This window comes from Trinickia sp., from assembly GCF_051953405.1.
Classification (GTDB): domain Bacteria; phylum Pseudomonadota; class Gammaproteobacteria; order Burkholderiales; family Burkholderiaceae; genus Trinickia.
Genome location: NZ_JBQCIV010000109.1, coordinates 1 through 23099, shown reverse-complemented (window position 1 = coordinate 23099; position 23099 = coordinate 1). Strand labels below are relative to the sequence as shown.

The following is a 23099-nucleotide window of genomic DNA, read 5'->3' as shown; positions in this document are numbered from 1 at the left end:
TGTACCCCTCCGGCGATGCCGGCTATCGCTTCGAGATCATGCCGCAGCCGACACCCAACGTGACGCGCTCGACACTCACGGTCGATAAGCAACGGATCGTGTATTTCAATCAACAGGAAAGCTGGACGCCGATCGCGTGGCCGGGCGACGGGCTGAACGGCCATGCGGCGCTCACCTGGCAAACGCTCGATGCCGGCATCCGGCAAGCGTTCGATGCGACGGGCGATTGGGCATTCCTGCGTCTGCTCGCGACAGCCGACATCAAACCGCTCGACAGCACGCGCTATGAACTGACCTGGAAACAGCCCGGTGCCGAAGCGCTGCGCTATGTCATGCGCACACAGGTAGGTGCCGGACCGCTCGACCTTTTGAAGCTGCGCGGTTTCAAGCTGCCCGAACGAATCTTTATCGTCGGCAAAAACGACGCGCTGCCTGCCCTGCCCCCGTTGCCGCCATTGCCACCGCTGCCGTCGCAGACGACCTCGCCATGAAACCCTCCACTATCCCAATCCTGCGCACGGGAACCGCCCTCGCACTGACCGCGCTATGGCTGACCGCTTGCGGCACATGGCAATCCACTAAGGAGACGTCCACCGATGTCGCCCGCGCGATCTTCGTCGCCAAAGTCAAACAAATGAATTTAGCGATCGACGGACGCGCCGAGCTCAATCTCGACGAGCGCGGCGTCTCGTTGCCCGTCGCCCTACGCGTCTATCAGTTGAAGGATGCAAAAGCGTACGCCACCGCAACCTATGCGCAACTACTGAACGACACCAGCCCTGGACTCGAGGCCGACGAGTTGAATCGCACGGACGTCACGCTAGGGCCGAACGGCACCGTCACACTGAGCGTACCGATGGACGACGACGCGCAATACGTCGGCGTGGCGGCGTTTTTCCGCGACCCGGCGAACGCCGAATGGCAACTCGTCATACCCAAGTCGCGATGGAAGGAGACCGATCCCGTCAAGATCAGCGCGGTCAGCAACACGCTCGAACTCGAAGCCCGTTCACGATAAGGAAAACGATGACCAGTCCGACCAAAGACAACGAAATTCTGCGCTACTACGACGCCGAAATGCGCTACCTGCGCAACGCCGGCAAAGAGTTCGCACGCGCGTTTCCCGACCGCGCCCGCGCGCTGGGCCTAGATCGCCTGAGCGAGCGCGACCCGCACGTGGAGCGCCTGCTCGAAGGCTTCGCGTTTCTCATGGGCCGCTTGCGCCACAAGCTCGACGACGAGTTGCCTGAACTCACGGAAGGGCTCGTCAGCATGCTATGGCCGCACTACCTACGTATGATTCCGTCGCTGTCGATCCTCGAACTCCAGCCAGCCGCCGGCGCGTTGCAACGGCACGAGCAACTCGAGCCGGGCCTCGAAGCTGTCTCCGATCCGATTGCGCTCGGCGCCGGTCCCGCCGACGACGCCACGATCGAATGCGTCTACCGCACCACGCAACCGGTCGATCTGTATCCGTTGCGCCTCACCGAAGCGCAGGCCACCACGCGCGACGACGGCCGCTCGGTGCTGCGCTTTCGTCTCGAGATCGAATCGCAGGTCGAACGCCAGCAACTGGCGGTGCCGCGCCTGCGCCTGTACCTGCATGCCGACCGCCCCGTCGCACTGACGTTGTATGCCGCGCTAACCGCCGAGCCGCTGGCCATACAGATCCGCGTACCCGGTTACCCGCAGGAGCGGCCCGGTGCGCCGCAAACCGTGCCGAGTCTGCGGCTGCAAGCGGCCGGTTTTGCCACCGACGAGCGGCTGTGGCCCAAGCCCGACAACGCCTTCGGCGGCTATCAGCTTCTCTTGGAATATTTCACCTTCCCCGAGAAGTTCATGTTCGTGGACCTAGTGGGCCTCGATATGCAGGCGATTCCCCAAAACGCCCCCTACGTCGACGTCGAGGTGGTGCTGCGTAAGCCCTATCCCGACGACATGCGGTTTTCCGCCGAGAACGTACGGCTTTACTGCACGCCGGTCATCAACCTGTTCGAGGTGGAAGCCGATCCCGTCACCACCACGCAGTTCGACACCGACTACCGGGTGGTCGCGAACGAACGCCATGGCGTGCACGTGGATGTCTATTCGGTGGATGCCGTTCACGGATTCGAAGTTCGTACAGGCCAGCGCTTCGAATATGCCCCCTTCGCCGCGTTTCGCCACCGCGGCGGCATGCTGCGTCACGAGATGCCCGAGCGGTATTTCCATACCCGCATGCGGCGCGGGCCTTCCGGGCGTTTCGATACCTGGCTCGTGTTAGGCGGTCATGAGTGGGAGAAGGAGACGTCGTTGCCGCACGAAACGCTGTCGCTCTCGGTGACGGGCACGAACGGCATGCTGCCGCGCAAGGGCCTGCGCGAAGCCGGCATCGCACGGATGCGCGGCGGCTTTACGAACATTGCCGCCGTGCGCAATCTGGTCGCGCCGACACTGCCCGTCTATCCGCCTGTCGGCAACCGCTATCACTGGCGCGTGCTGTCGCATCTGGCGCCGAACTATCTCTCGCTGCTCGACGCGCAACTGCTGCGCGGTGCGCTCACGATATACGACTGGACCGAGGGCGAACTCAATGGCCGCCGCATCGATGCGATCGTTCAGGTGCGTCACCGCCCGGTGCAAAAACTCGTCAAGGGCGGCCTGCTGCGTGGCGTGGAAATCGAGGTCACGCTCGATGCGCACGCGTTCGCGGGCGATGGGGATGTCGATCTCTTCGGCAGCATGCTCAATCGTTTCCTCGGGCTTTACGCCACGCTCAATCTTTTTACCCGCCTCGTGATCGTTGCGCAGCCGACTGGGCAGCGATGCGTATGGCCGGACACCAAAGGCGAAGGAGCGCCCTTTTGAACATCGCCGAATCGCCGTACGACACCGATACGCCGCCGCTGTGGTCTCAATTGCTAGCGCATGCCCCTGTCATGCATTTTTTTCGGTTTTGCGAGCTGCTGGAACAAAGCGCACCGGGACGCCCACCGCTCGGCACGACCGATTCGCCAGCGGACGAGCCGATCCGCTTTCGTTCGAAGTGGGGGCTCGGCTTTCCGGGGCGCGAAATCGATGCGGTCGAAAACGATCCGGACGATGCCTCCCTGCCGCCGACGGTGCGTACGACGTTCCTTGGCCTATACGGCGTGGACGCGCGTATGCCGTCGTACTTCATCGATACGATCGCGCAGAACCATGAAGGCGCCGAGCCGTTGGCGGCGTTTTTGGATGTGTTTCATCACCGCGTCGTCACGCAGTTCTACCGCGTTTGGCGCAAATACCGGTATCCGGTCGGCTTCCGGCGCGATGGCACCGATCCTGTCTCGACGTATCTCCTGAGCCTGGCAGGGCTCGGGCTCGGCGAACCGGCGCTTGCCCAAACGGTCGGCCCGCGCAAGCTGCTTTCGATGCTCGGCCTCGTCAACCAGAAAACCCGCACCGCCGAGGGCCTCGCCGGCGTGCTGCAACACGCCGTGCCGGACGCGGTCATCACCGTCGAGGAATTTCATCCGATCTGGGTTGACGTGGAAAACACCGAACCGATGCCGCTGGGGGAATATTGCGTGCTGGGCGGCGGCTTCTTCGACTGCGGCAACTGCGTGGAAGTCAAGATCGAGCCCGCCGTCGCCGCAACGGTGCGCAGCCTCATGCCGGGCCAGTCGATGCACGAGGCCGTAATGCAGCTCCTACGCTTTTATCTCGGCTACGAAGCGCAGGCGGTCATCACGATGCACGTCTCGCCCGAACTCATGCCAGCGCCCGTGCTGGAACCCGATACGGCGAGCCTCGGCTATACGACGCTGCTGCCGCGCAACGACACGGCCGTGTCGGCGAACAACGAGCCCGTTCGGATCCGCCTAGGGACCTGGAATCAGCCCCAGCGCGTGTGATGCACACCGCTTTCAAAAAACGCCCGCTTGACTATACTTCATACGTTAAATCGATCCGGTAGTTTTTTCCGGACGACCGAAGGCGCGGCCGAGCGCTCGCACGCGCCTCTCGATTCGCGCCTGTAGGGCACCCGCCCTGAATCCTTAACGCATTGTCGTCGACGAAGATCCGCGGGCGCGCCCGGAAATTCGCTCCGCGATGGACACGTCGCTCCCTGTTGGCGAGACATTCATGGATGCTATCGCGGCATGGTTCAATTCGTCGGGATTTATCCCGCACGGCTATTGCCTTCATTGGTCGCCGGGGTTGATCTGGACTTACGTGGGTTCCGATGCGGTCATCGCACTGTCGTATTACTCCATTCCAATTGCGCTCTGGACGTTCGCGCGCCGCCGTACCGAGTTGCCGTTCAGTTGGCTGTTTTTCATGTTCGCGCTGTTCATCCTCGCCTGCGGGACCACCCATCTCATTGCCATTCTCGATATCTGGCAACCCGTGTACTGGCTCGATGCCGCCATCAAATCGATCACCGCCCTCGCCTCCATGATCACGGCGGTCGTCATGTGGCCCTTGATACCGAAAGCGCTCGCGTTACCGAGCCCTAAGCAATTGGAAACGGTCAACGACAATTTAAGACGAGAAATCGCCGCACGTCGCAAAACGGAAGAGCAATTGCAAGCATTAAACCGCGAACTCGAAGACCGGGTTTCGCGACGCACGGCCGAACTGGGCGATCTGGCCGAAACGCTCCGGCGCAAGAGCGAACAATTGGAATTGGCCCTGCAATCGTTGCGCGACACCGATACGCGCACGCGCCTGATCGTCGATACGGCGCTCGACGCCGTGGTCACCATGGACCGAACCGGTCGCGTGCTCGGCTGGAATCGACAGGCCGCGGCGATGTTCGGCTGGCGAGCCGACGAGGCAATTGGACGCTCGCTCGGCGAACTGATCGTGCCCCCTGCCTACCGGGAAGCGCATACGCAAGGCCTCCGGCGCTACTTGGAAACGGGCGAAGCCAAGCTGCTGCACCGGCGGCTCGAGTCCACCGCCATCCACCGCGACGGCCACGAATTCCCGATCGAACTCTCGGTCACGGCTATCGGCATCGGCGCGCACCAATACTTTAGCGGCTTTCTGCGCGACATTACGGAGCGCAAGGAAACCGAACGCGCATTGAGCGGAAGCGAAAAGCGTTTTCGCGCCACGTTCGAACAAGCCGCCGTCGGCATTACGCACGTTGGCCCGGACGGTCATTTTTTACGCGTCAATCAGAAGCTGTGCGACATCGTGGGCTATACGCGCGACGAACTGCTCGCGCGCACCTTCCAAGACATCACGCACCCCGACGATCTGAACGCGGACCTCGCGCTGCTGCATGAAATGCTCGACGGGCATATCGATACGTACACGATGGAAAAGCGCTATCTGCGCAAAGACGGCAACGAGATTTGGATTGCGTTGACCGTGGCGCTCGTGCGCGACGACGCCGGCATGCCGGATTATTTCATCTCCGTCGTCGCGGATATCGCCGAACGAAAGCGCGCGGAGGAATCGCTACGCGTTTCGCGCGAGGAATTGCGGCGCTTGTCGGCGCATATTCTGCATGTCCGCGAAGAAGAAAAGGCACGCATCGCCAGGGAATTGCATGACGACTTCGCTCAAAAGCTGACCGCGCTGAAGATGGCTATCACACGGGTCGAGAGAGAGGTCCCGAATGGGGCCAAGCCTGCGATTCTACGAGACAATCCCCATGCCGCACCGGAGTTGATCGACAAACTCATTCACTCCGTTCGGCAAATCGCGGCCGATTTGCGCCCCGCCATGCTCGACGATCTCGGCCTCGGTCCCGCGATCGACTGGTTGACTGCCGAGTTTTCGCAACGTCATCGGGTACGCGTCATTCAACATCTCGACTTGCAGACGATTGCGTTCAGCCGTGCCAGCCGAATCGAGGTATTTCGCATCGTTCAGGAAGCCCTCACGAACGTCGCACGCCACTCCGGTGCGACCGAGGTCGTGCTCGATATCTCGCGCAACGAAACGTGCTGCGTCGTGCGGATCGCCGACAACGGCTGCGGTGCCGAGCGCGATACGCGCCCCAACCGGCAATCGTTCGGGCTCCTCAGTATGCGCGAGCGCGCGGCACGCTTGGGGGGCGATATCCAGATTCAGACGTCGCCGGGCGCTGGGTTTTCGCTCACTGCGACGTTGCCGCTCGCCGCGATAGAAACGCAAGAGGTAGGGTGAGCGCGATCGCAACCTATAAGTATTGATAGCGCGGCCCGAAGCACGGCCTCGTATGCTTGTGCTCAGCGACGGACTATGTCTCGACGCACGAGCCGTCCAGATCATCGTCGCGATTCGACGGCGGGCCAACTCGGACGATGCCGCCCTGCATCGGCGCGAGTGGCGTTGCCGTTACTCATACCGAGGCCCAATGCTCATGAACGTTAAGACACTTGCGATGATGTTGGCTGCAGCGCTGTCGGCGGCACCGATCCTCGCCGCCGCCGGCGAAGCGCTCGACTCCGAGATCCCCGTCGTCATGAAAGAATCGGTCGACCGCGCGCCGGCTGCCTTCGCTGCATGCGGCAGCACCGCGCGAGCCCATTGCTCGAAAGATTCCGGCGGATGGCCGCCGAGCGAGACTTGCGATGTCGTCAAATACAAAGGGTTGACGTATTGGCCCATGTCGTTCGACGACAATCGTCATGCGATCTTGGCTGCGGGCTTCGATGAAACGAACGCACCGACGCGAAGCACCTTGATCAAATCGGCTTACCTATCCGGGCCGCGCTATATTTGGAAAGTCGATGTCAAACCCGCCTTTAAAGAAGTCAGGTTTTGGGGCCAGGGCGTCTCGAAGGCGCTCGTCACATGGACCAAGCTAACCGACGCTAAAAAAGACATCGCCTGCAAGTAGATCGGATCGTATTGGCGTGCGTGGCGGGGGCGCAGTTGTCAGTCGTTTCGAGCTGCGCGACCGCTACCCCTTCCCCCGCTCCAACCGATACCGAGCGCAAGACCCACCGCCCTCCTCGTCGACCAAGCTCACCAACCGCATCCCGATCTTCTCGGCCACCCGCCGCGAGGCCCCATTCCGTGCATCGATATCCGCGATGACCCTGGCAAGCCGAAGCGTGCCGAACGCATGCTTAACGATTGCCCCTGCCGCCTCGCTAGCGATCCCCCTCCCCCACGCCGTGCGCACGAGCCGCCAGCCGATCTCCACCTCCGGCCCCACGCCGTGATCGGGAATCAGCATGACCCAGCCGACAAACGCATCGGGCGCGGACCGCTCCCAAATCGACCAATACCCGAGCCCCGGCGGATAAGCCCGTTCGATCCGAAACTCGACAAAGCGTCGATGCGCGACCGGGTCCGCCCACGGCCCTTTAATGAACCGCGTCACTTCCGGATCCCGATCCATCGCGAGGCACGATTCAAGCTCAGCCAATGTGCGCCCGCGAATCAACAGTCGCGGCGTATCGAGGGCCGGCAATCCAGAGTCCTCTCCGATCGAATCCAAACGCATCGAAATCCTTTCAATTACCAAACAATTTGTCACCTGCCGTACACCGTGCGCGCCAAAGGTCTAGGGATTAGCCCGTATAACCCTGTCCCCAACCCTGCGTCCGCTTAAAGAGCGCGTACACTTCGACTACCCCACGAGGTGTTGCGCGTCGCGCGTACAAGCATGCGAGTGGAGCAACCAGCGCGCAAGACCTGGAGACTCAAGGAGAACACATCAAATGAAGTGGACCAAAGAACAACGAAACGTCACGATCGCCGCCTACCTAGGCTGGACGCTAGACGCATTCGATTTCTTCCTCATGGTGTTCGTACTGAAGGACATCGCGACGCAATTCCATACGAAGATCCCCGAAGTCGCCTTTGCCATTACGCTAACGCTCGCCGCGCGTCCCGTCGGCGCACTCATTTTCGGTCGTCTCGCCGATAAATTCGGCCGTCGTCCGACGCTGATGATCAACGTCGCCATTTACTCGCTGCTCGAACTGCTCTCGGGCTTCGCGCCGAACCTGATTACCCTGCTTATCCTGCGTACGCTCTTCGGCGTGGCCATGGGCGGCGAATGGGGCGTGGGCTCCGCGCTGACGATGGAAACCATTCCGCCCCGCTCGCGCGGCATCGTATCCGGTCTACTCCAAGCCGGCTACCCGAGCGGCTATCTGATCGCATCGATCGTCTTCGGCGTGCTGTATCAGTATGTCGGCTGGCGCGGCATGTTCTTCGTCGGCGTGGCTCCGGCACTGCTCGTGCTTTATATCCGCGGCAACGTGCAGGAATCGCCGGCGTGGAAGGCGATGGAGAAGAAGCAGCACAATCGCGTCGGCCTGCTCGCCACGATCGGAAAGAACTGGACGCTCGCGCTGTACTCGATCATTCTCATGACGGCGTTCAACTTCTTCTCGCACGGCACCCAAGATCTTTATCCCACGTTCCTGCGCGAGCAGCACCACTTCGATCCGCATACGGTTTCGATCATCACGATCGTGCTGAACATCGGCGCCATCGTCGGCGGTCTGTTTTTCGGCACGATGTCCGAAAAGATCGGCCGGCGCCGTGCGATTTGCATCGCGGCCTTGATCGCGTTGCCCGTCTTGCCGTTGTGGGCCTTCTCCAGCGGCGCCGTGCTGCTCGCCGTGGGCGCCTTCCTCATGCAGATTTCCGTGCAAGGGGCCTGGGGCGTGATTCCCGTTCACCTGAACGAGATCTCGCCCGACGAAGTGCGTGCGACCTTCCCTGGCCTCGTCTATCAACTCGGCAATCTGATCGCGTCGGTGAACGCGACGATGCAAGCGTCGTTCGCCGTCAGCTCGGGCAATAACTATGCCCTCGCGCTAGCCGTCGTGGCGGGGATCGCGTCTGTCGTCATCGCCATCTTCATCCTGTTCGGGCCCGAGCGCCGCGGCATCGACATGACACGCTCCGCGGAGCAAGTCGCCTCTTCCTCTGCGGCCTGATCGACCGGGACAGCGCACCGCGCGAATGGCGCCCGGTAACCCGGGCGCCTTTCTTCTCTCCCTCTCCCGCACTATGCTTCATGTGCTGCAACGCAGCGCAACGCAGCACCGAGACGGCCTCTAGAGGAGTCCGTCGATAAACAACGCTTGCCGTGATTTTCTAGCGTTTTTATCGTGCTAAAAATAAGCAAATTTCAATCAGAGAGTTGAATCGCTTGTTCGCGGCCGAATAACCGGCAGGGAGGCGCACATGGCAGTTCGAACACCGAGCCGGAGCACCGGCGATACGAAGGCACGCATCCTCGACGCAGCCGAAGACATCTTCATCGAATGCGGCTACGAGGCGATGTCCCTGCGCCAAATCACCTCGCGGGCCGACGTCAATCTGGCCGCGGTCAACTATCACTTCGGCAGCAAGGAAGCGCTCATTCATGCGATGCTGGCGCGCCGCCTCGATAGGCTCAACGTGGAGCGCGTCAAGCTGCTCGATCGCTTCAACGCCCAACTGGGCGACCGCTTGACCTGCGAGCACGTGCTCGGTGCCATGTTCATTCCGGCGCTGCGTCTGTCGCGCGACACGCGTGCCGGAGGGCCTGCTTTCTTGCGCCTGCTCGGGCGCGCTTATACGGACCCGTCCGCCTTCATTCACGATTTCCTCAACGGACATTACGCCGACGTCGCCGAACGCTTCTTCGATGCGTTTGCGCGTGCGCTGCCGCATCTGCCGCGCGAAGAACTGGGCTGGCGGCTGCATTTCGCGATCGGTGCGCTGTCGGGCGTGCTGGCGGGCACCGACACGGATAGCCTGATCGCGGAGTTCTCCAAGGGCCAAACGATCAGCGACCTGCACCTCATCGCCCGGCTCGCTTCGTTGATGGTCGCCGCACTCAAAGCGCCGCTGCCCGATGCGGCCCAGCTCTCGGCGTTCGCGGCCGTCCTCGGCGATGCGGACGACGGCCGCGACAGCGCAGCCGGCATCACCGCGTGCGGCCCCCTGGACGCGCCAGCGCTGCGCGCAAACGGCAGCGGCAGCGGCAACCAGGCCGACGACGCCCCCGATCACCGCAACGTCGATCGCCCTGGCGAGCATGAGACGCCTCCTCTCGCGGTCGCATCGGCATTGCAACCGGTCGCCCCGCCCGCCGCGCAACAAGAAGGTTCGCGCCCGGCACTCTAACGCGGGCGGCGCGTTCGCGCGCGCCGCCGAGAGGGGAACGGCTCATGACATGGCTCGCCGTGGCGCTCGCCGTCGCGGGCGCGATCTTGATCTTTTACGAGGCGTCCGCGCGATGGTGGCTCGTCATGCTCTGCGCATGGCTCGCGGTCGTGGCGCTGACCCGGGCGGCAGGCGTGACGGCTTGCGTCGTGCTCGGCCTCGTGTTCGTCGTACCGGCACTGATCCTCGCGCTCGCACCGTTGCGTCGCGTGCTCATCAGCCGAGGCGTGCTGGCCCTGTTTCGCCGCGCCTTACCCGAGATGTCCTCGACCGAGCGCGACGCCATCGAAGCGGGCACGGTCTGGTGGGACGCCGAACTTTTCACGGGCCGTCCCGATTGGGACACCTTGCTTGCGCACGGCCCGCCCGCGCTGTCGGACGAGGAGCGAGCCTTCGTCGACGACGACTGTGCGCGGCTGGCCGATCTCGCCGACGACTGGGAAACCACCGCGCGCTGGCAAGACCTTTCGCCGCAAGCGTGGGCGTACGTCAAGCGCCAAGGTTTTCTCGGCATGATCATCGACAAGCAATACGGCGGCAAGGGATTCAGCGCCTTTGCACACTCGCAGGTGGTCATGAAGCTGGCGTCGCGTTCGTCGGCGGCGACGGTATCGGTCATGGTGCCCAACTCGCTCGGGCCCGCCGAATTGCTGCTGCACTACGGCACCGACGCGCAAAAGGCGCACTATCTGCCCCGGCTCGCACGTGGCGAAGAGATCCCGTGCTTCGCGTTGACGAACCCCTATGCCGGTTCGGACGCCGCGGCGATTCCCGATGTCGGCATCGCTTGCCAAGGCCTGCACGAGGGCCGCGACACCCTCGGCTTTCGCGTCACCTGGGACAAGCGCTATATCACGCTGGGCCCGATCGCCACCGTGCTCGGCCTCGCGTTTCGCGTGCGCGATCCCGATCGCCTGCTTGGCGACGACGAGGAGCCCGGCATCACATGCGCGTTAATTCCCACCTCGCATCCGGGCGTCGCGATCGGCCGTCGTCACTGGCCGCTGAACGCCGTCTTCCAAAACGGCCCGAACTCGGGCAACGATGTGTTCATCCCGATCGATTGGGTCATTGGCGGCGCCGCGCAAGTCGGCAACGGCTGGCGCATGCTCATGGAATGCCTCGCGGCGGGCCGCGCGATTTCGCTGCCGTCGGCGGGCGTGGGCACGGCGAAGCTGGCGGTGCGCGCCACCAGTGCCTATGCCGCGCTGCGCCGGCAGTTCAGAACGCCGATCGGTCAATTCGAAGGTATTCATGAAGCGCTCGGGCGCATGGCCGGCAATCTCTATGTCATGGATGCGATGCGCCGGCTGTGCGCGCAAGCGGTCGATCTCGGCGAAAAGCCGGCCGTGTTGTCGGCGATCGCCAAATATCATGTGACGGAGCGCGCCCGCCGTGTCGTCAACGACGCCATGGACATCGTCGGCGGCAAGGGCATTTGCCTCGGGCCGTCGAATTTCCTCGCACGCGCCTATCAGCAGTTGCCGATTTCGATCACCGTCGAGGGCGCCAATATCCTCACGCGCTCGTTGATCATCTTCGGGCAAGGCTCGATCCGTTGCCATCCGTATCTGCTCAAGGAGATGTCGGCCGCGCGCGACGTCGACGAGAGGCGTGCGTCGATCGCGTTCGATCATGCGCTGTTCCGCCATGCCGCGTTTCTCGCATCGAATGCGCTGCGCAGCTTCGTGCACGGCATCACGTGCGGAGCGTTTTTGCGCAAGCCGAGCGGTGCGAGCGCGGTACTGTCGAACTACTACCGCGCCGTGACGCGGCTTTGCATTGCGTTCGCCTTCGTGGCCGACGTGTCGATGCTCTTGCTCGGCGGCGCATTGAAGCGGCGCGAGCGCCTGTCGGCGAGATTGGGCGACGTGTTGTCGCAACTCGTGCTGATGTCCGCCACGCTCAAACGCTTCGAGGACGAAGGCGCGCATGCCGAAGATCTGCCGTTCGTGCGGTGGGGGCTCAAGGACGCATTGCTGGCCGCCGACCAGGCCTTGGACGGACTCTTCGCGAACTATCCGAATCGATTCGCCGCCGCGATCATTCGCGCCATCGCGTTTCCCTTCGGTTTGCGGCGGCGCCCCCCATCCGATGGGCTCGTCAGCACCCTCGCCCTGCTGGTACAAACGCCGTGCGGTGCGCGCGATCGGTTGCTGGCCGATTCGCACGTACCGGCGCAGGCCGATTCGAACGACCCGATCGCCTGCGGCGAGCGTTTGCTGACGCTCTGCCAGGAAGTCGCCGAGATCGAGGTCAAGCTGCGCGATGCCGTGCGCGCGGGCCGTGCGCGGCCGATGCCGCAAAGCCTCGCACAGCTGCCGCACTGGGTGCAAACCGCTGAGGAGCAGGGCTGGATCGACCGGCACGAGCGCGACGTGTTGACTCGATATGCACGAGACGGCGCGCTATTCGTGCGCGTCGACGACTTCCCCGCCGACTTGGATCGCGGCTGATCGCAGCGATCATCGCCCAACACGGACGGCATCGGTTACGCACCCTATCCACCCGGCGTGCCGCGTGAAATCGAGTGTGTTCGCGAAATGCTCGAGAACGACGATTGCCTTGGCGCCGCTGTCTTTAAGTTGATGGCGTGGGGGCACGCGGCGAGCCGCGTCGCGATGAACGTCGATATGCCGCGTTTCGCGCGCCGGGTTCAGCGGCTACCGGCGCGCGGGTGCGGCGGCCGCGATCTCGAACGCGACCGCCGTCGTATTACGGGATCGTCGGCCAAACCCGGCGTCGCCCGCCTCGGCTTCCAGGCTCGGCCCGATCGGCGCCGAACGAAACGCCCGGCCTTGGCCTACCGACAAATTTCGGAGAACGAAACAATCCGAGGGGCGCACCACGCCCTTGATCGCACCGCGCCAATCGCGCAAGCGGGCGTGCCATAAGCGCCCGACATCGGCATCGTCTCGAAGAAGAACGCACAGCTGCGACGACGCGGCCGATACGTACGCACAACTTGCAGGCAGCGCTGGGTCGACGACGACGAGCACTTGCTCGTTCGAATCGTTTAGGACACCATAGCAATCGATCCACGGCATCACGGCGCCGATCGCGGCCGCGCCGAGGCTAGCATGGATAAACGCACGTCGTTCCATCGTCCGCCTCCTCCGCGATCCGACCGCTCTCAGATTCGGTCGCGCTTGCCGCGCCACACCCGCGGCCAGATCCCGGACTTGCCGGGCGCCAAGATACCATCGGGATCGAGCGCGTCTTTGATCGTTTCCGATAGACGCAGCAGCGCGCCGTCGTTGAAATCGTACTGCGATGCGGCGAAATCCATGGTCGCGAGATGCGTCCGGTAAACGCCGTAACCCTCGGCGCGCGCATCGCTCATCAGCACACGCTGGAGGTCGGCCGCCGCATCGGTCTGCCTCGGGTCGTCCCGATCGAAAATCGTCGCGACGATATGATGCAAGTGCCGTTCGCCCGCCGTGAAGCCGCCATAGTAGTCGAAGCCGTACTCGGCCAAGCGCGCCTTCGCCACCGAATATTGGCGTAGCGCGTCGCGCCCCGTGAACGGACAGATCGGCGAAAAATCGACATGCGCGCCGGCCCCGCCGCGCCAATCGAGCATACGAAACGCGCTCATTGCAGGAACGCCAGCCATATTCGCGTCGCCACCGCCAGCCGGCACCGCGCCGCGCGCATAGCGCTGGGCATCGATTCTCGCGCCGGGAAGACGCGCGAATGCGCGGCGCGCCGCCGCGAAACGCGCGTCGACGATATCGGAGGCGCCGTACAGGGCGAAGCGGACGTTCCACCATCCGATGTCGAGCCGCCTGACGATTTCGTCGACCGCGGAAGCGGGCATCGGCCCAGGGCCGTCATACCAGTCTGTCCGCGCCGAGACGCCCGCCGCATACCGTATCGCGCCCTCGATCACCGCGTGATTTCGAATCGTTTCGTCGAGGCGGAGCGGCCGCAACGTTTCGACCGCCGCCTCCAAGTCGGCTTCGCGCGGCACTTTGACGTGCACGATCAGATAGGCCTCGGGCTCAGGCATCAGCCAAAGGCCCAATTTCGTGACGATGCCGAAGTTCGATTGCATGAACATCGTGTCGTATGAAGGCCCGAACCCCGCCTTGTACAGTTGCCATGCACGGCCGATCTCGATCGCCCCCATTCCTGTGCGTACGATCTCGCCATTCGCCAGCATGACTTCCATGCCGCACTGGTTGGCCGCGTGATCGCCGTAAGCCGTGTAGCCGAATCCGCGCTCCAGCGTATTGCCGACGACGCTTCCCCACCCTGCCGCGGCGGGGTCGACCCACAGCTTCGAGCCGCGCCGCTGCAAATGCGCATGAAGATCGAAATACGTGACGCCCGGCTCCACGAGCGCGTACGCCAAGGTTTCGTCGACCTCCAAAATCCGATTCAGACGCTTCAGATCGAGCACCACCGATCCGGTGAGGCGCGGCGCGCCCCCGCCGTACGCGAAGTTTCGCCCCGTGGACACAGGCCAAAGCGGCACACCGTAGGTGCGAGCGATGCGCAATACCTCGCGGATTTCATCGACCGATCCGGGCAGCACGACCGCGCAAGCCGCGAACGGTTTGGCCATCGGGTGCGGTGCGAACGGATCGGCATAGTCGCTCAAACGATCGGCCGACGTCAGGACATTCGCTTCGCCGATAATCGATGCCCATTCGTGCAATGCCCGTAAATAATGGGTTTCGGACACATTAGGAGGGCGCACGGTCGTCATTGGGCTCCTCGAGCTAGAAGGGAGAATCGCTCGGCGGCGCACGCTCGATATCGATGCCGTCCGAATTTTCTTCCATCATGATAGGCATCGGTGCCGAAGCATCAAGCAAAGGTGCGCCCCGAATGCCGCATTTCGCACCTGCAGGCGGCGCGATCGGCCACATTCGGATGCGTCGTGCGCCGCGGCGGTGCGAAACATCGTCGAAAAACGACTTAGGGGCGCGCGGATATAGTCGATCCAAGCCAAATCGATACGCGGTTCCCGCGCCCGGGGTAAAATCCCGGCCAACTATGAATCGTGCGCGCATCGTCGCGCAGCCGCCAACCAACCGTGGAGCAGCCCTCGCTGCTGTACCAGCAATGCCGAATCCGTCCGAATCGCATCCGCAGAACGACTTCATGAACGCCGCGCGCAAGGAGCGCAAGCGCGTCGAAATCTATCTCGTCAACGGCATCCGCCTAACGGGATGCATCGAGTCGTTCGACCAGTATCTCGTCATGCTGCGCACGCCTGTCGGCTTGCAAGGCATCTATAAGCGCGCCATTTCGACGATCCAGATCGATACCGGGACGCGCCCCGGCCCGCGCGGTCCGCGCCCCGGCGGCTACGGCGAACGCCACGGCCCGCGTGAAGGATCCGGTCCGCGCGAAGGCCGTGACAGCCGCGAACCGCGAGAGCCCCGCGAGAACCGCGAGCCGCGCGAAGGCTACGGCTCGCCGTCGGCTCCCGAGCATCGTTCGTCGGAAGGACCGGTGGTGGTCACGCGCCGGCGCCGCCCGTTCAGCACGCTCCAAAACAGCGGCCCGTCGGGCGAGACGAACGGGTCCGACCACCGCGACGAATAAGCGTCGCGACCGCCCTATCGCGCGCCGTTGCCTGCCGGCGAACCGGTTTGCAACGGCGCGACGCATCTAATGTCCTGTCGCGCTTGAACGTGCGATCGCGGCCCGCCTTGCGCATGCGCGCCATGTATTGTTCATACTATTTTTCACGTCCCGCCTTTTGCGCGATCGCGTGCAATGCGCCGGCCTGCCAAGGACTAGAGGAAGCGAGACGACGCCGTTCGCGCGCGACCAATTAGGCCGAGCGCGACCCTTGCAACGCCAGAGCGGCAACGACGGAGCGCGTGCCCGCCGCCGCTCGCCCGAAGCGGCTTAATGCTTGCGGTGGTGCGAATGCGAGTGCGAGCGCGGCAAGCCCTGCTCGGTCTGACGCTGCAGCAGGTGAATCTGTTGCTGCACGGCGCTCAACTGCTCTTGGGCAGCCGCCTTTTGCGTCTGCAACGCGACGGCTTCCTCGTGCGCCTGCTTCTGACGGCTCGCGACCAATGCCTGTTGCTTGCGCGCGACGTCGAGGTCGGCTTGCAGACGATCGGCTCGCGCTTGCGCCTGTGCGATCAACCTATCGGTGTAGGCCTTTTGCGCCTCGAGTACCGTACGCTGGATCTCGACATCGGCAAGCTGCGCGCTGCGATGCACGAAGTCGGCATAGACGGCTTCCGCATAGTCCTGCTTGGCCGTCTTGATCACACGCCAGAAGTTCTTTTGCTGGAAGAGCACGACGTAGTACGTCATGTCCTTCCCGTAGAGCAGCAAGCTCGCGCCATAGGTGCCGTTGTAGGCCGTGCGCAATTCGGACAGCGCGTTGTCGTGCATCAGCCGTTGTAATTCAGCAACATTACCCTGGGCATCCGACGCGCTGTCATCCTTGGATGCCGATGCCGGCTCGTCCGCGGCCGTCATCGGCGTCGACAATTGCGTCGATGCGACAGCCGTCGATTCGACGGCAGGTGCCGCCGGCGCGGAAGCCGCGGGTGCAACGTTTGCGGTGGTGTCCGAAGCGGATTGCGCCGTGGCACAACCGTTTATCCCCAATCCCCCGATTGCGATCAGCGCTGCAAGCGCCGTCCCCCGCATACGCGAATAATGGCTCATGTGTGGTTTCCTGCACGAATAGTTCTACTTTTGAGACAGCTTCACTCAAGCGCGCCATTATCCCTCACTTTCCCGCGTTTCGGGCTCCTCATCGAAGATCTGGTACTTGCGCATTTTTTCCCACAAGACTTTTCGACTAATCCCGAGGTATTGTGCTGTGTCTTGCCGGTGCCACGCGTTCGAGGCGAGCGCGGCGAGCACGCGCGCGCGCTCGCCCATGTCCCATTTGCTGCGGTCGACCACACCTTCCGTCGCGCTCTCGGCCGGCGCCGGCTGCGCGTTGCGCGCGTGGGCGATGAGCCGGCGCAGACGCGCGGCGTCCCACGTGCCGATCTGCCGCACCGTCACGCCGATACGCTCGGCAAGGTTGCGCAGCTCGCGCACGTTCCCCGGAAAGTACGTATCGGCCACGGCGTCGGCCAGCCAGTAGGGAATCTCGGGTAGGCCGGCGAGCCGATCGGCCCCGACCACCGAGGCGACGAACGCCTTGAATATCGCGATCTTGTCGACGGCCCCGCGTTCTTCGAGCGAAGGGATGCGCAGCTCGATCACCGCGAGCCGGTAGTAGAGATCGGCACGAAAGGCGCCCTCCTTCACGAGCTGCGGCAGATCCTTGTTGGTCGCGGCCACCAGCCGGAAGTCGACCTTTACGGGCATGGCCGAGCCGATCCGCGTCACCGCCGAATCTTCGAGCACGCGCAGTAGCTTCACCTGTTGATACAGCGGCAGATCCCCGATTTCGTCGAGAAAGAGCGTGCCGCCGTCGGCCTGTTCGAAGTAACCCTTGTGGGCGCCCACCGCCCCCGTGAACGCCCCCTTGGCGTGTCCGAAGAACAGCGACTCGAACAGACCGTCGGGAATCGCCCCGCAATTGACCGGCACGAAAGGGCCGTCGCGATAGTGCGCGTGCCTTTCGTGCAGCAACTGCGCGATGCGCTCCTTGCCGACGCCGGTCTCGCCGCGAATCAGCACGCTCGTATCGCAATCGGCAAAGGTGTCCACCTCGTGCAGCAATGCCTGCATGCACTCGGAATGCGCGACGAGCGCAGTCGGCGCGAGCGCCTCGGCCGTGTGGGCGCGCAGTTGCGTCAGCAGTTTCGCCACCATGCCGCGCAGCTCGGCACAGGTGAAATCGAGCGGCAGCACATGCGAATACGCGGGCGGGTACGTGGCTGGATCTCGCTCGCGCGGCAACGCGCCCACCCAGACCACGGGCATGCCCGTATGCGCCTGCCAATCGCGCAGCCTACCGCTGCTGCCGTCGATGACGCTCACGCTGATCACCGCCAACGACGCGCGCGACGCGCTGCGTTCCGGCACATTCGTCATGTCGTCGGCGCGAATCACCTCGACGTCGAAGCTCGACATGCAGCGCACCACGCGCTCGACGATATCGGCCTTGCCCTCCCAGACATAGATGTCCAGTTCCTCGATCGTATGGGCGGTTCTCATCGTTATAAGGTGTCCTAAGCATCGATTCAATCAACTAGCTGCGACGCCCCGCAGGTCAGCGACAGATCGTGAACCGTCGCGACGCCCACTTGCACGCCGAGCAATTGCAGCAGCGGATCGATAGCCAGGTCGATCCCCGAGAGCAATTGATCGAGCGCGGGCGCGAGGGCGGCCAACACGGTGTCGAGCAGCGGGCCAACCGGCAGCGCGACGGTGCCGAGCAGCGTGACCTTCAGTCCGTTCGGTTGGGACAGCGAAGCCGCGAGGCCGGACAGCGCCGATGCCAGCACGCGGCCGACAGCGTTGGCATTGGCGCTCTGGTAGGCGTCATCGGTCGGCGCCGCGCCGTCGAAGGTCAGCGTCGTCGCGGCCGAAGGCGGCACGAGAGCCGGCAGCGCCGCGTTCGCGGTCACCGTAACGACATTCGCTACGTTCACGAGCGTCGCGGGTGCCGAACAGCTAAACGGCTGCGAGGCCGACGAATTCGCGGGCGGATCGCCTAGGCAGACGTTCGCCAGCCCCGGCTGCACGCCGATCGTAGACGTGCTGGCCGCCTGCGTGGGCGCGCAATCGACCGCTTGCAACCATGCGGTGCCGGGTGCGGCCTCGAGCGCGAGCGGCAAGTGCAAGCCGACGCTGCCGATCACGGGTAAGGCCGGTGTGCCGAGCGCGACGTCGAGATACAAGCGCACCTGCGCCGTATTCGCTTGCGTCCGCCAACGCTGTTTGACCGGATCGATCCCGGCCTCCCCGACGGCGAGTGCCGGGGGCTCGACGATCTGCACCTGCAGCGCCGCGTGCAAGCCGGCGATGTCGAGCCCCGTTGCGAGCGTGACGGGCGGTTGGCCCGCCTTGGCGATCTCGGTAGCCACGACGAGCGCATCGAACGGGCTCACCGTGGCATCCAGTGCGCTTTGAGCGTCGGCCACCCCGAGCGCAATCACGCCGTGGCCGCCCTGCCCGTCGCCGAGCGCAACGGACACCGAATTGCCCGCACCGGCACCGGCGATCGTCTGCAAGGTCGCGATATCCATCTGAAGATTGGCGTCGACCACCGAAGTCGTCGATAAAGCGGCGATCATCAAGTTGGACAGTTGCGCGACGGTCAACTGCATCGCCAACAACTGCTCGACCGTGCCGACACCGGCCGCCGCGACCAGATCGCGCATGCGCACGCGGGCATTCGCCAGCGATTCGTACGCTGCGAGCGAGACGTCGAGATTCGCGCCGAGCAACGCACCGAGCAGCGCGTTCACCAGGCCGCCTTGCAGTTGCGCGAGCGACGTGCCGACCGTGAATGCGCCGATGTTCGTCGCCTGCGCCGTGGCCGTGGCACTCATTTGCCGTGCCGGGCCGAGAAAGAAGTAAGGCACCGCGCGCGTCGCCGTCACTTGCACCGCATTGAGCGGCGTCGTGTCCGTCGCCGCGAAATAGCTCGGGCCGGTATTCGCGCCCGTATCCCAGCGCCCGCAGACGACCGCCAACGTTTGCCCGGCCGTGTCGGGCACGAAGCCGTCCGCGGCGGCGTTCGCGCGCGCGGTCAAGGCGGGCTGGGCGCAGGCGTCGTCCATCCGCTGCGCGCCGGCCAAGGCGGCGAGATCGGCCGTACGCTGAAGGGACCGACGCACGAAAAACGCATTGCCGACATCGAGCGCGCCAAGCGCCGCGATCAACACCGTCATAAACAGCGCGACAATCGGCGCGATCGTGCCGCACTCGCGGCGCATTCGCGCACGTCGATGTGAAGGCCGATGCCGGCGCCGACACGCACGATGCGTCGGGCGTCCTGCGTTCGACGTCGTTGTACGGGCCACGGTGCGCGAGCCCTTAGCGGATGCCCGGCGATTGCGCGGCACCGGATCCGTCACCGGTGTCGCCGGCGCGCGATGCACCGCCGCGCTCAGACAAGGTCGAGCCGAACGACGAAGGGATCGGGGTTCGGAAAGAGTCCATGTACCGCTCGTAAGCTAGCGTGGCTTGCGCCCCCGGCGTCGGCAAGGCCGGCGCGGCGGCCGCATTGGAACGCTGCAGCGCGAGCCACGAGCGCGTCGCCGCACCGATCTCGGTCGCGTGCGGGCTTAAGCGCGATGCTGCGGCACCGGCCGCGTCGCTCGCGTCCGAGTCCGATTGCGCATGGGCCCGAGGGGCCCACCAGGGGCTCGTCAATGCCAGCGCCACGGCCAATGCCGCATGGATGACACGCCTCTTCGTCCATCGATGAACCATCTCCGTCTCCGTCAACGATCGTCGTTGGTTGCCTTCGGTGTGGGGACGCGGCCGGCTAATCGCGCGACGACACGTTCCCGTTCTTGTAGGCGCGCGCGGCCATCGCTATCTTCGCCGCATCGTCGCGTACCGCTACGCGCACAGCGGGTGCGAACTGCCGTTCGTCCATCAGCGCGCGCGCTTGCTTTGCCTGCCCCTGCGCGAGCAAGAGCAACGCGACGTTCGAAGCGATCCGCCCACTCCGAGCGTCGAGCTGCGCCGCTTGCATGAGAGGGACCCGCGCCCCCGCGACATCCCCTTCGCGCAACCGCGCATAACCGAGATCCGACAGCGTCGTGGCATCGGTAGGCGCTAACGCCGCCGCTTGCGCCAATTCGTACGACGCCTCGCGAAAATTTCCCGCGGCGCCCGCCAGCAACCCGAGACCGCGATAGCCGCGCGCCGCGAGCGGCGTCGATAACAACGCGCGATAGGCTTGCGCGCTAGCCGACGGTTGTCCGGTCTCGCGCAGCGCCTCGGCGCGCAAGAGCGTCGAATCGGGCGTCGCGCCGTACTGCTTCTCGTAGGCGTCGATGTGCGCCAACGACGCGTAATAGAGCCCTTGCCGCTGCATCCGGTCGATCAGCGCGAGGTACATGCCCGGCGTATCGGGCGCGGGCGTTTTGTCGGCGGCGCTTAGCGCGGCCGCCCGGTCGGCTTGCGCCCCAACGCCGTAGCCCGATCCCTTCAGCGCACAGGCGCCGCACGAACAGGCAAGCGCAATCGCACAGAAGGTGCGAAGCAGCGTAGGTTTCGAATCGGTTTGTCTCATCGAGCTGGGCCTTCCGTTAAGGTCCGTTCAAGTCCGTTTAGCGGCGGATGGTTCGCCGCTCACCGATGCACGGCCGCCAGCGAGCGGATGACCGCCAGCAAGCCCGGTCCCGCCGTAACGATCAACAGCGCCGGCAACAACGTCACGATCATCACGCCCGTCATCTTCACGGTGAGTTGTCCAATTTTTTCGCGCAGCCGCGCCCGCCGCGTCTCGCGCAAGCGGTCGCCGAACTGCTTGAGCGGTTCCTGCACCGCGCCGCCATGGCGATCCACTTGGATCATCAAACGCACGACCGCGCGCAAATCCTCGTTATCGAAGCTCGTCGCCAAACGTTGCAGCGATTGCTCCCGTGTCCGCCCCGCCGCGAATTGACGCTGCGCGAGTTCCAGCTCGCCCGCCAGGACCGGCAGCATCGCGCGAAAATCGGCGATGGTGACTTGCAAGCTCTGGTCGAGCGATAGTCCGACGCCTTGCAACAAGCGCAGCAGGTCGACGAGCACCGGCATCTCATCGGCCACGGCGCCGCGGCGCACCGCCGCGCGTCGCGCGAGCACGAGTTTGGGCACCATGAAGCCCAACGTGAACGTCGCGACGACGAATGCCACGCGGTATTTGCCCGGCACCTGTTCGCTCCCAAGCCACAGCGCGAGCGGCGGCGCAACCAACGCACAGACGATGCGCGCAAGCAGAAACAAGCCCCGGGCATTGGCGTCGACGAACCCGCACTGCTCGATGAGGCGCCGGTCCTCGCTCGCCACGACGTGCCGGCCGAGCGGGGTGTCGAGCCACCGCACCCCGGCATGACCGCACCGGGCCCGCCACGCCGCGAGGCGACTGCCAAGCGTTGCAGCGGGCGCTGCGGCAACCGGCGCCGGCGTAGCGGTAGACACCGGGTCGCGGCGTGGCCCGTTTGCCTGCGGCGTCAGATAGCGCGCTTGCGGCACCTCGTAGCCCGACGACGTGCCGGCATTGGCTGCCGCGCCGCCGACAGCCCCAGCAGCCGCAGCCGCCCTGCGATCGAGCGCCTTCGCGAGCGTGCGGGCACCGCGTCGCGCCGCCGCAACGTGCGAGAACATCCCGTAGGCCAGCAAGAGACATCCGAGTGCGCCCAGGCCGCAAGCGATGGCAACGAGTCGTTCGATGTGCATGGCTCATGTCCTCAGGCGCGTCATGCGATAAAGCAGATAGCCGCCCGCCGCCTGCAAGGCAAACGCGAGATACACGAGGCGGCGACCGTCCAGATCGCCCCACATCGTCTTGAAGTAGGTGGGATTGGTCGCCACCAAGAAGCCGCCGATCAAAATCGGCAATGCAACGAGTACCCATGCGGAAAGCCGCGTTTCGGCGGACATCGCCGACAACTCGCGCTCGGCCTGCTCGAGGTCGCGCATGAACGTCGACATGCGCTCGAGCATCACATCGGCACGCCCGCCGTATTTGACGGACAAGCGCAACACGGCACCGACGAATTCGAATTCGCGCGTCCGATAGACCGTGGCGACGTGCGACAACGCGCGATCGATCTCCACACCCGCTCGCATCATTCGCGAGACGTGATCGAGGCACTCGCGCAGTGGGGCTTCGGTGCTTTGCAAGGCAGCCTGAAACGCCGCCGGTACGCTATTGCCGAGCGTAACGAGACGGACAATGCCGTCCAGAAACGCGGGCAGTTGCGCAACGATGGCGAGCCGCCGACGCTGCGAGCGCGCCGTCACGAACAAGCCGGCCGCGGCGGCCGTGCCGATGCTTGCGGCACCGGCCGGCACGATCCCCGCGCGAGAGCCGATCCACGCGATACCGAGCATCGCCGCCGCGCACGCAAGCCCCAGCGGTTTGCCCGAGCCGGCCAGCCCGGCACGCACGGCGATGTGCTCGAGCC

At 64.4% G+C, this 23099-nt stretch carries 19 protein-coding genes and 1 pseudogene; 10 read left to right on the top strand and 10 right to left on the bottom strand.

What is annotated here, in order from left to right; translation table 11 throughout:
* The 6 genes from ACTHN9_RS18945 to ACTHN9_RS18920 all read left to right on the top strand — a co-directional run.
* The coding region (locus ACTHN9_RS18945; protein ID WP_440538311.1) for a type VI secretion IcmF C-terminal domain-containing protein at positions 1-491 on the top strand (491 nt) is incomplete at its 5' end.
* Positions 488-1018, top strand: a complete 531-nt coding sequence (gene tssJ, locus ACTHN9_RS18940) for a type VI secretion system lipoprotein TssJ (RefSeq protein WP_440538310.1) — start codon at positions 488-490, stop codon at positions 1016-1018. The genes ACTHN9_RS18945 and tssJ, both read left to right, overlap by 4 nt.
* Positions 1019-1026: 8 nt before the next feature.
* The gene (gene tssF / locus ACTHN9_RS18935) at positions 1027-2847 is read left to right on the top strand and encodes a type VI secretion system baseplate subunit TssF (RefSeq protein ID WP_440538309.1); all 1821 of its coding nucleotides are present in this window, start codon (positions 1027-1029) and stop codon (positions 2845-2847) included.
* 71 nt (positions 2848-2918) lie between these two features.
* The gene (tssG, locus tag ACTHN9_RS18930; RefSeq protein ID WP_440538312.1) at positions 2919-3875 is read left to right on the top strand and encodes a type VI secretion system baseplate subunit TssG; all 957 of its coding nucleotides are present in this window, start codon (positions 2919-2921) and stop codon (positions 3873-3875) included.
* Between the two features lie 232 nt (positions 3876-4107).
* On the top strand, positions 4108-6126 hold the full coding sequence (locus tag ACTHN9_RS18925) for a PAS domain S-box protein (protein ID WP_440538308.1): 2019 nt from the start codon (positions 4108-4110) through the stop codon (positions 6124-6126).
* Positions 6127-6322: 196 nt separating this feature from the next.
* Positions 6323-6802, top strand: coding sequence for a hypothetical protein (locus tag ACTHN9_RS18920; protein WP_440538307.1), 480 nt, complete (start codon positions 6323-6325; stop codon positions 6800-6802).
* A gap of 63 nt (positions 6803-6865) precedes the next feature.
* Here ACTHN9_RS18920 and ACTHN9_RS18915 read toward each other — a convergent pair whose 3' ends face one another.
* On the bottom strand, positions 6866-7414 hold the full coding sequence (locus tag ACTHN9_RS18915) for a GNAT family N-acetyltransferase (RefSeq protein ID WP_440538306.1): 549 nt from the start codon (positions 7412-7414) through the stop codon (positions 6866-6868).
* Between the two features lie 217 nt (positions 7415-7631).
* Here ACTHN9_RS18915 and ACTHN9_RS18910 point away from each other — a divergent pair, with 217 nt between their 5' ends.
* The 3 genes from ACTHN9_RS18910 to ACTHN9_RS18900 all read left to right on the top strand — a co-directional run bounded on the left by ACTHN9_RS18910 (position 7632) and on the right by ACTHN9_RS18900 (position 12536).
* On the top strand, positions 7632-8864 hold the full coding sequence (locus tag ACTHN9_RS18910) for an MFS transporter (RefSeq protein WP_440538305.1): 1233 nt from the start codon (positions 7632-7634) through the stop codon (positions 8862-8864).
* 250 nt (positions 8865-9114) lie between these two features.
* The gene (locus tag ACTHN9_RS18905) at positions 9115-10041 is read left to right on the top strand and encodes a TetR/AcrR family transcriptional regulator (protein WP_440538304.1); all 927 of its coding nucleotides are present in this window, start codon (positions 9115-9117) and stop codon (positions 10039-10041) included.
* A gap of 44 nt (positions 10042-10085) precedes the next feature.
* Positions 10086-12536 carry an acyl-CoA dehydrogenase gene (locus tag ACTHN9_RS18900; RefSeq protein WP_440538303.1) on the top strand — a complete coding sequence of 817 codons (2451 nt, stop codon included), beginning with the start codon at positions 10086-10088 and terminating at the stop codon, positions 12534-12536.
* A gap of 207 nt (positions 12537-12743) precedes the next feature.
* Here the strand turns inward: ACTHN9_RS18900 and ACTHN9_RS18895 are convergent, their stop codons facing one another.
* Together ACTHN9_RS18895 and ACTHN9_RS18890 are read right to left on the bottom strand one after the other, a co-directional pair.
* Positions 12744-13184 carry a hypothetical protein gene (locus ACTHN9_RS18895; RefSeq protein ID WP_440538302.1) on the bottom strand — a complete coding sequence of 147 codons (441 nt, stop codon included), beginning with the start codon at positions 13182-13184 and terminating at the stop codon, positions 12744-12746.
* A 29-nt stretch (positions 13185-13213) separates the two neighbouring features.
* Complete coding sequence (locus tag ACTHN9_RS18890) at positions 13214-14794, bottom strand: FAD-binding protein (protein WP_440538301.1); 1581 nt, start codon at positions 14792-14794, stop codon at positions 13214-13216.
* 359 nt (positions 14795-15153) lie between these two features.
* Between ACTHN9_RS18890 and hfq the strand changes: the two genes are divergently transcribed.
* Entirely contained in the window at positions 15154-15639 is a 486-nt protein-coding gene (gene hfq / locus ACTHN9_RS18885; protein WP_440538300.1) for an RNA chaperone Hfq, read from the top strand.
* A 309-nt stretch (positions 15640-15948) separates the two neighbouring features.
* On the opposite strand, the gene ACTHN9_RS18880 is transcribed toward hfq, so the two are convergent.
* From ACTHN9_RS18880 to ACTHN9_RS18850, 7 genes and pseudogenes are all read right to left on the bottom strand, one after another.
* Positions 15949-16728, bottom strand: coding sequence for a DUF2968 domain-containing protein (locus ACTHN9_RS18880; protein WP_440538299.1), 780 nt, complete (start codon positions 16726-16728; stop codon positions 15949-15951).
* 57 nt (positions 16729-16785) lie between these two features.
* A complete protein-coding gene (locus ACTHN9_RS18875; protein WP_440538298.1) occupies positions 16786-18180 on the bottom strand; it encodes a sigma 54-interacting transcriptional regulator in 1395 nt (464 codons plus the stop codon).
* A gap of 26 nt (positions 18181-18206) precedes the next feature.
* Positions 18207-19907 carry a TadG family pilus assembly protein gene (locus ACTHN9_RS18870; protein ID WP_440538297.1) on the bottom strand — a complete coding sequence of 567 codons (1701 nt, stop codon included), beginning with the start codon at positions 19905-19907 and terminating at the stop codon, positions 18207-18209.
* Between the two features lie 100 nt (positions 19908-20007).
* Positions 20008-20406: a DUF3613 domain-containing protein gene (locus ACTHN9_RS18865; RefSeq protein ID WP_440538296.1), complete on the bottom strand. Its 399-nt coding sequence runs from the start codon at positions 20404-20406 to the stop codon at positions 20008-20010.
* Between the two features lie 88 nt (positions 20407-20494).
* Positions 20495-21217 (bottom strand): annotated as a pseudogene (locus ACTHN9_RS18860) (pilus assembly protein); the annotation flags it as partial.
* A gap of 59 nt (positions 21218-21276) precedes the next feature.
* Positions 21277-22368, bottom strand: a complete 1092-nt coding sequence (locus ACTHN9_RS18855; protein WP_440538295.1) for a type II secretion system F family protein — start codon at positions 22366-22368, stop codon at positions 21277-21279.
* 3 nt (positions 22369-22371) lie between these two features.
* The coding region (locus ACTHN9_RS18850; RefSeq protein ID WP_440538294.1) for a type II secretion system F family protein at positions 22372-23099 on the bottom strand (728 nt) is incomplete at its 5' end.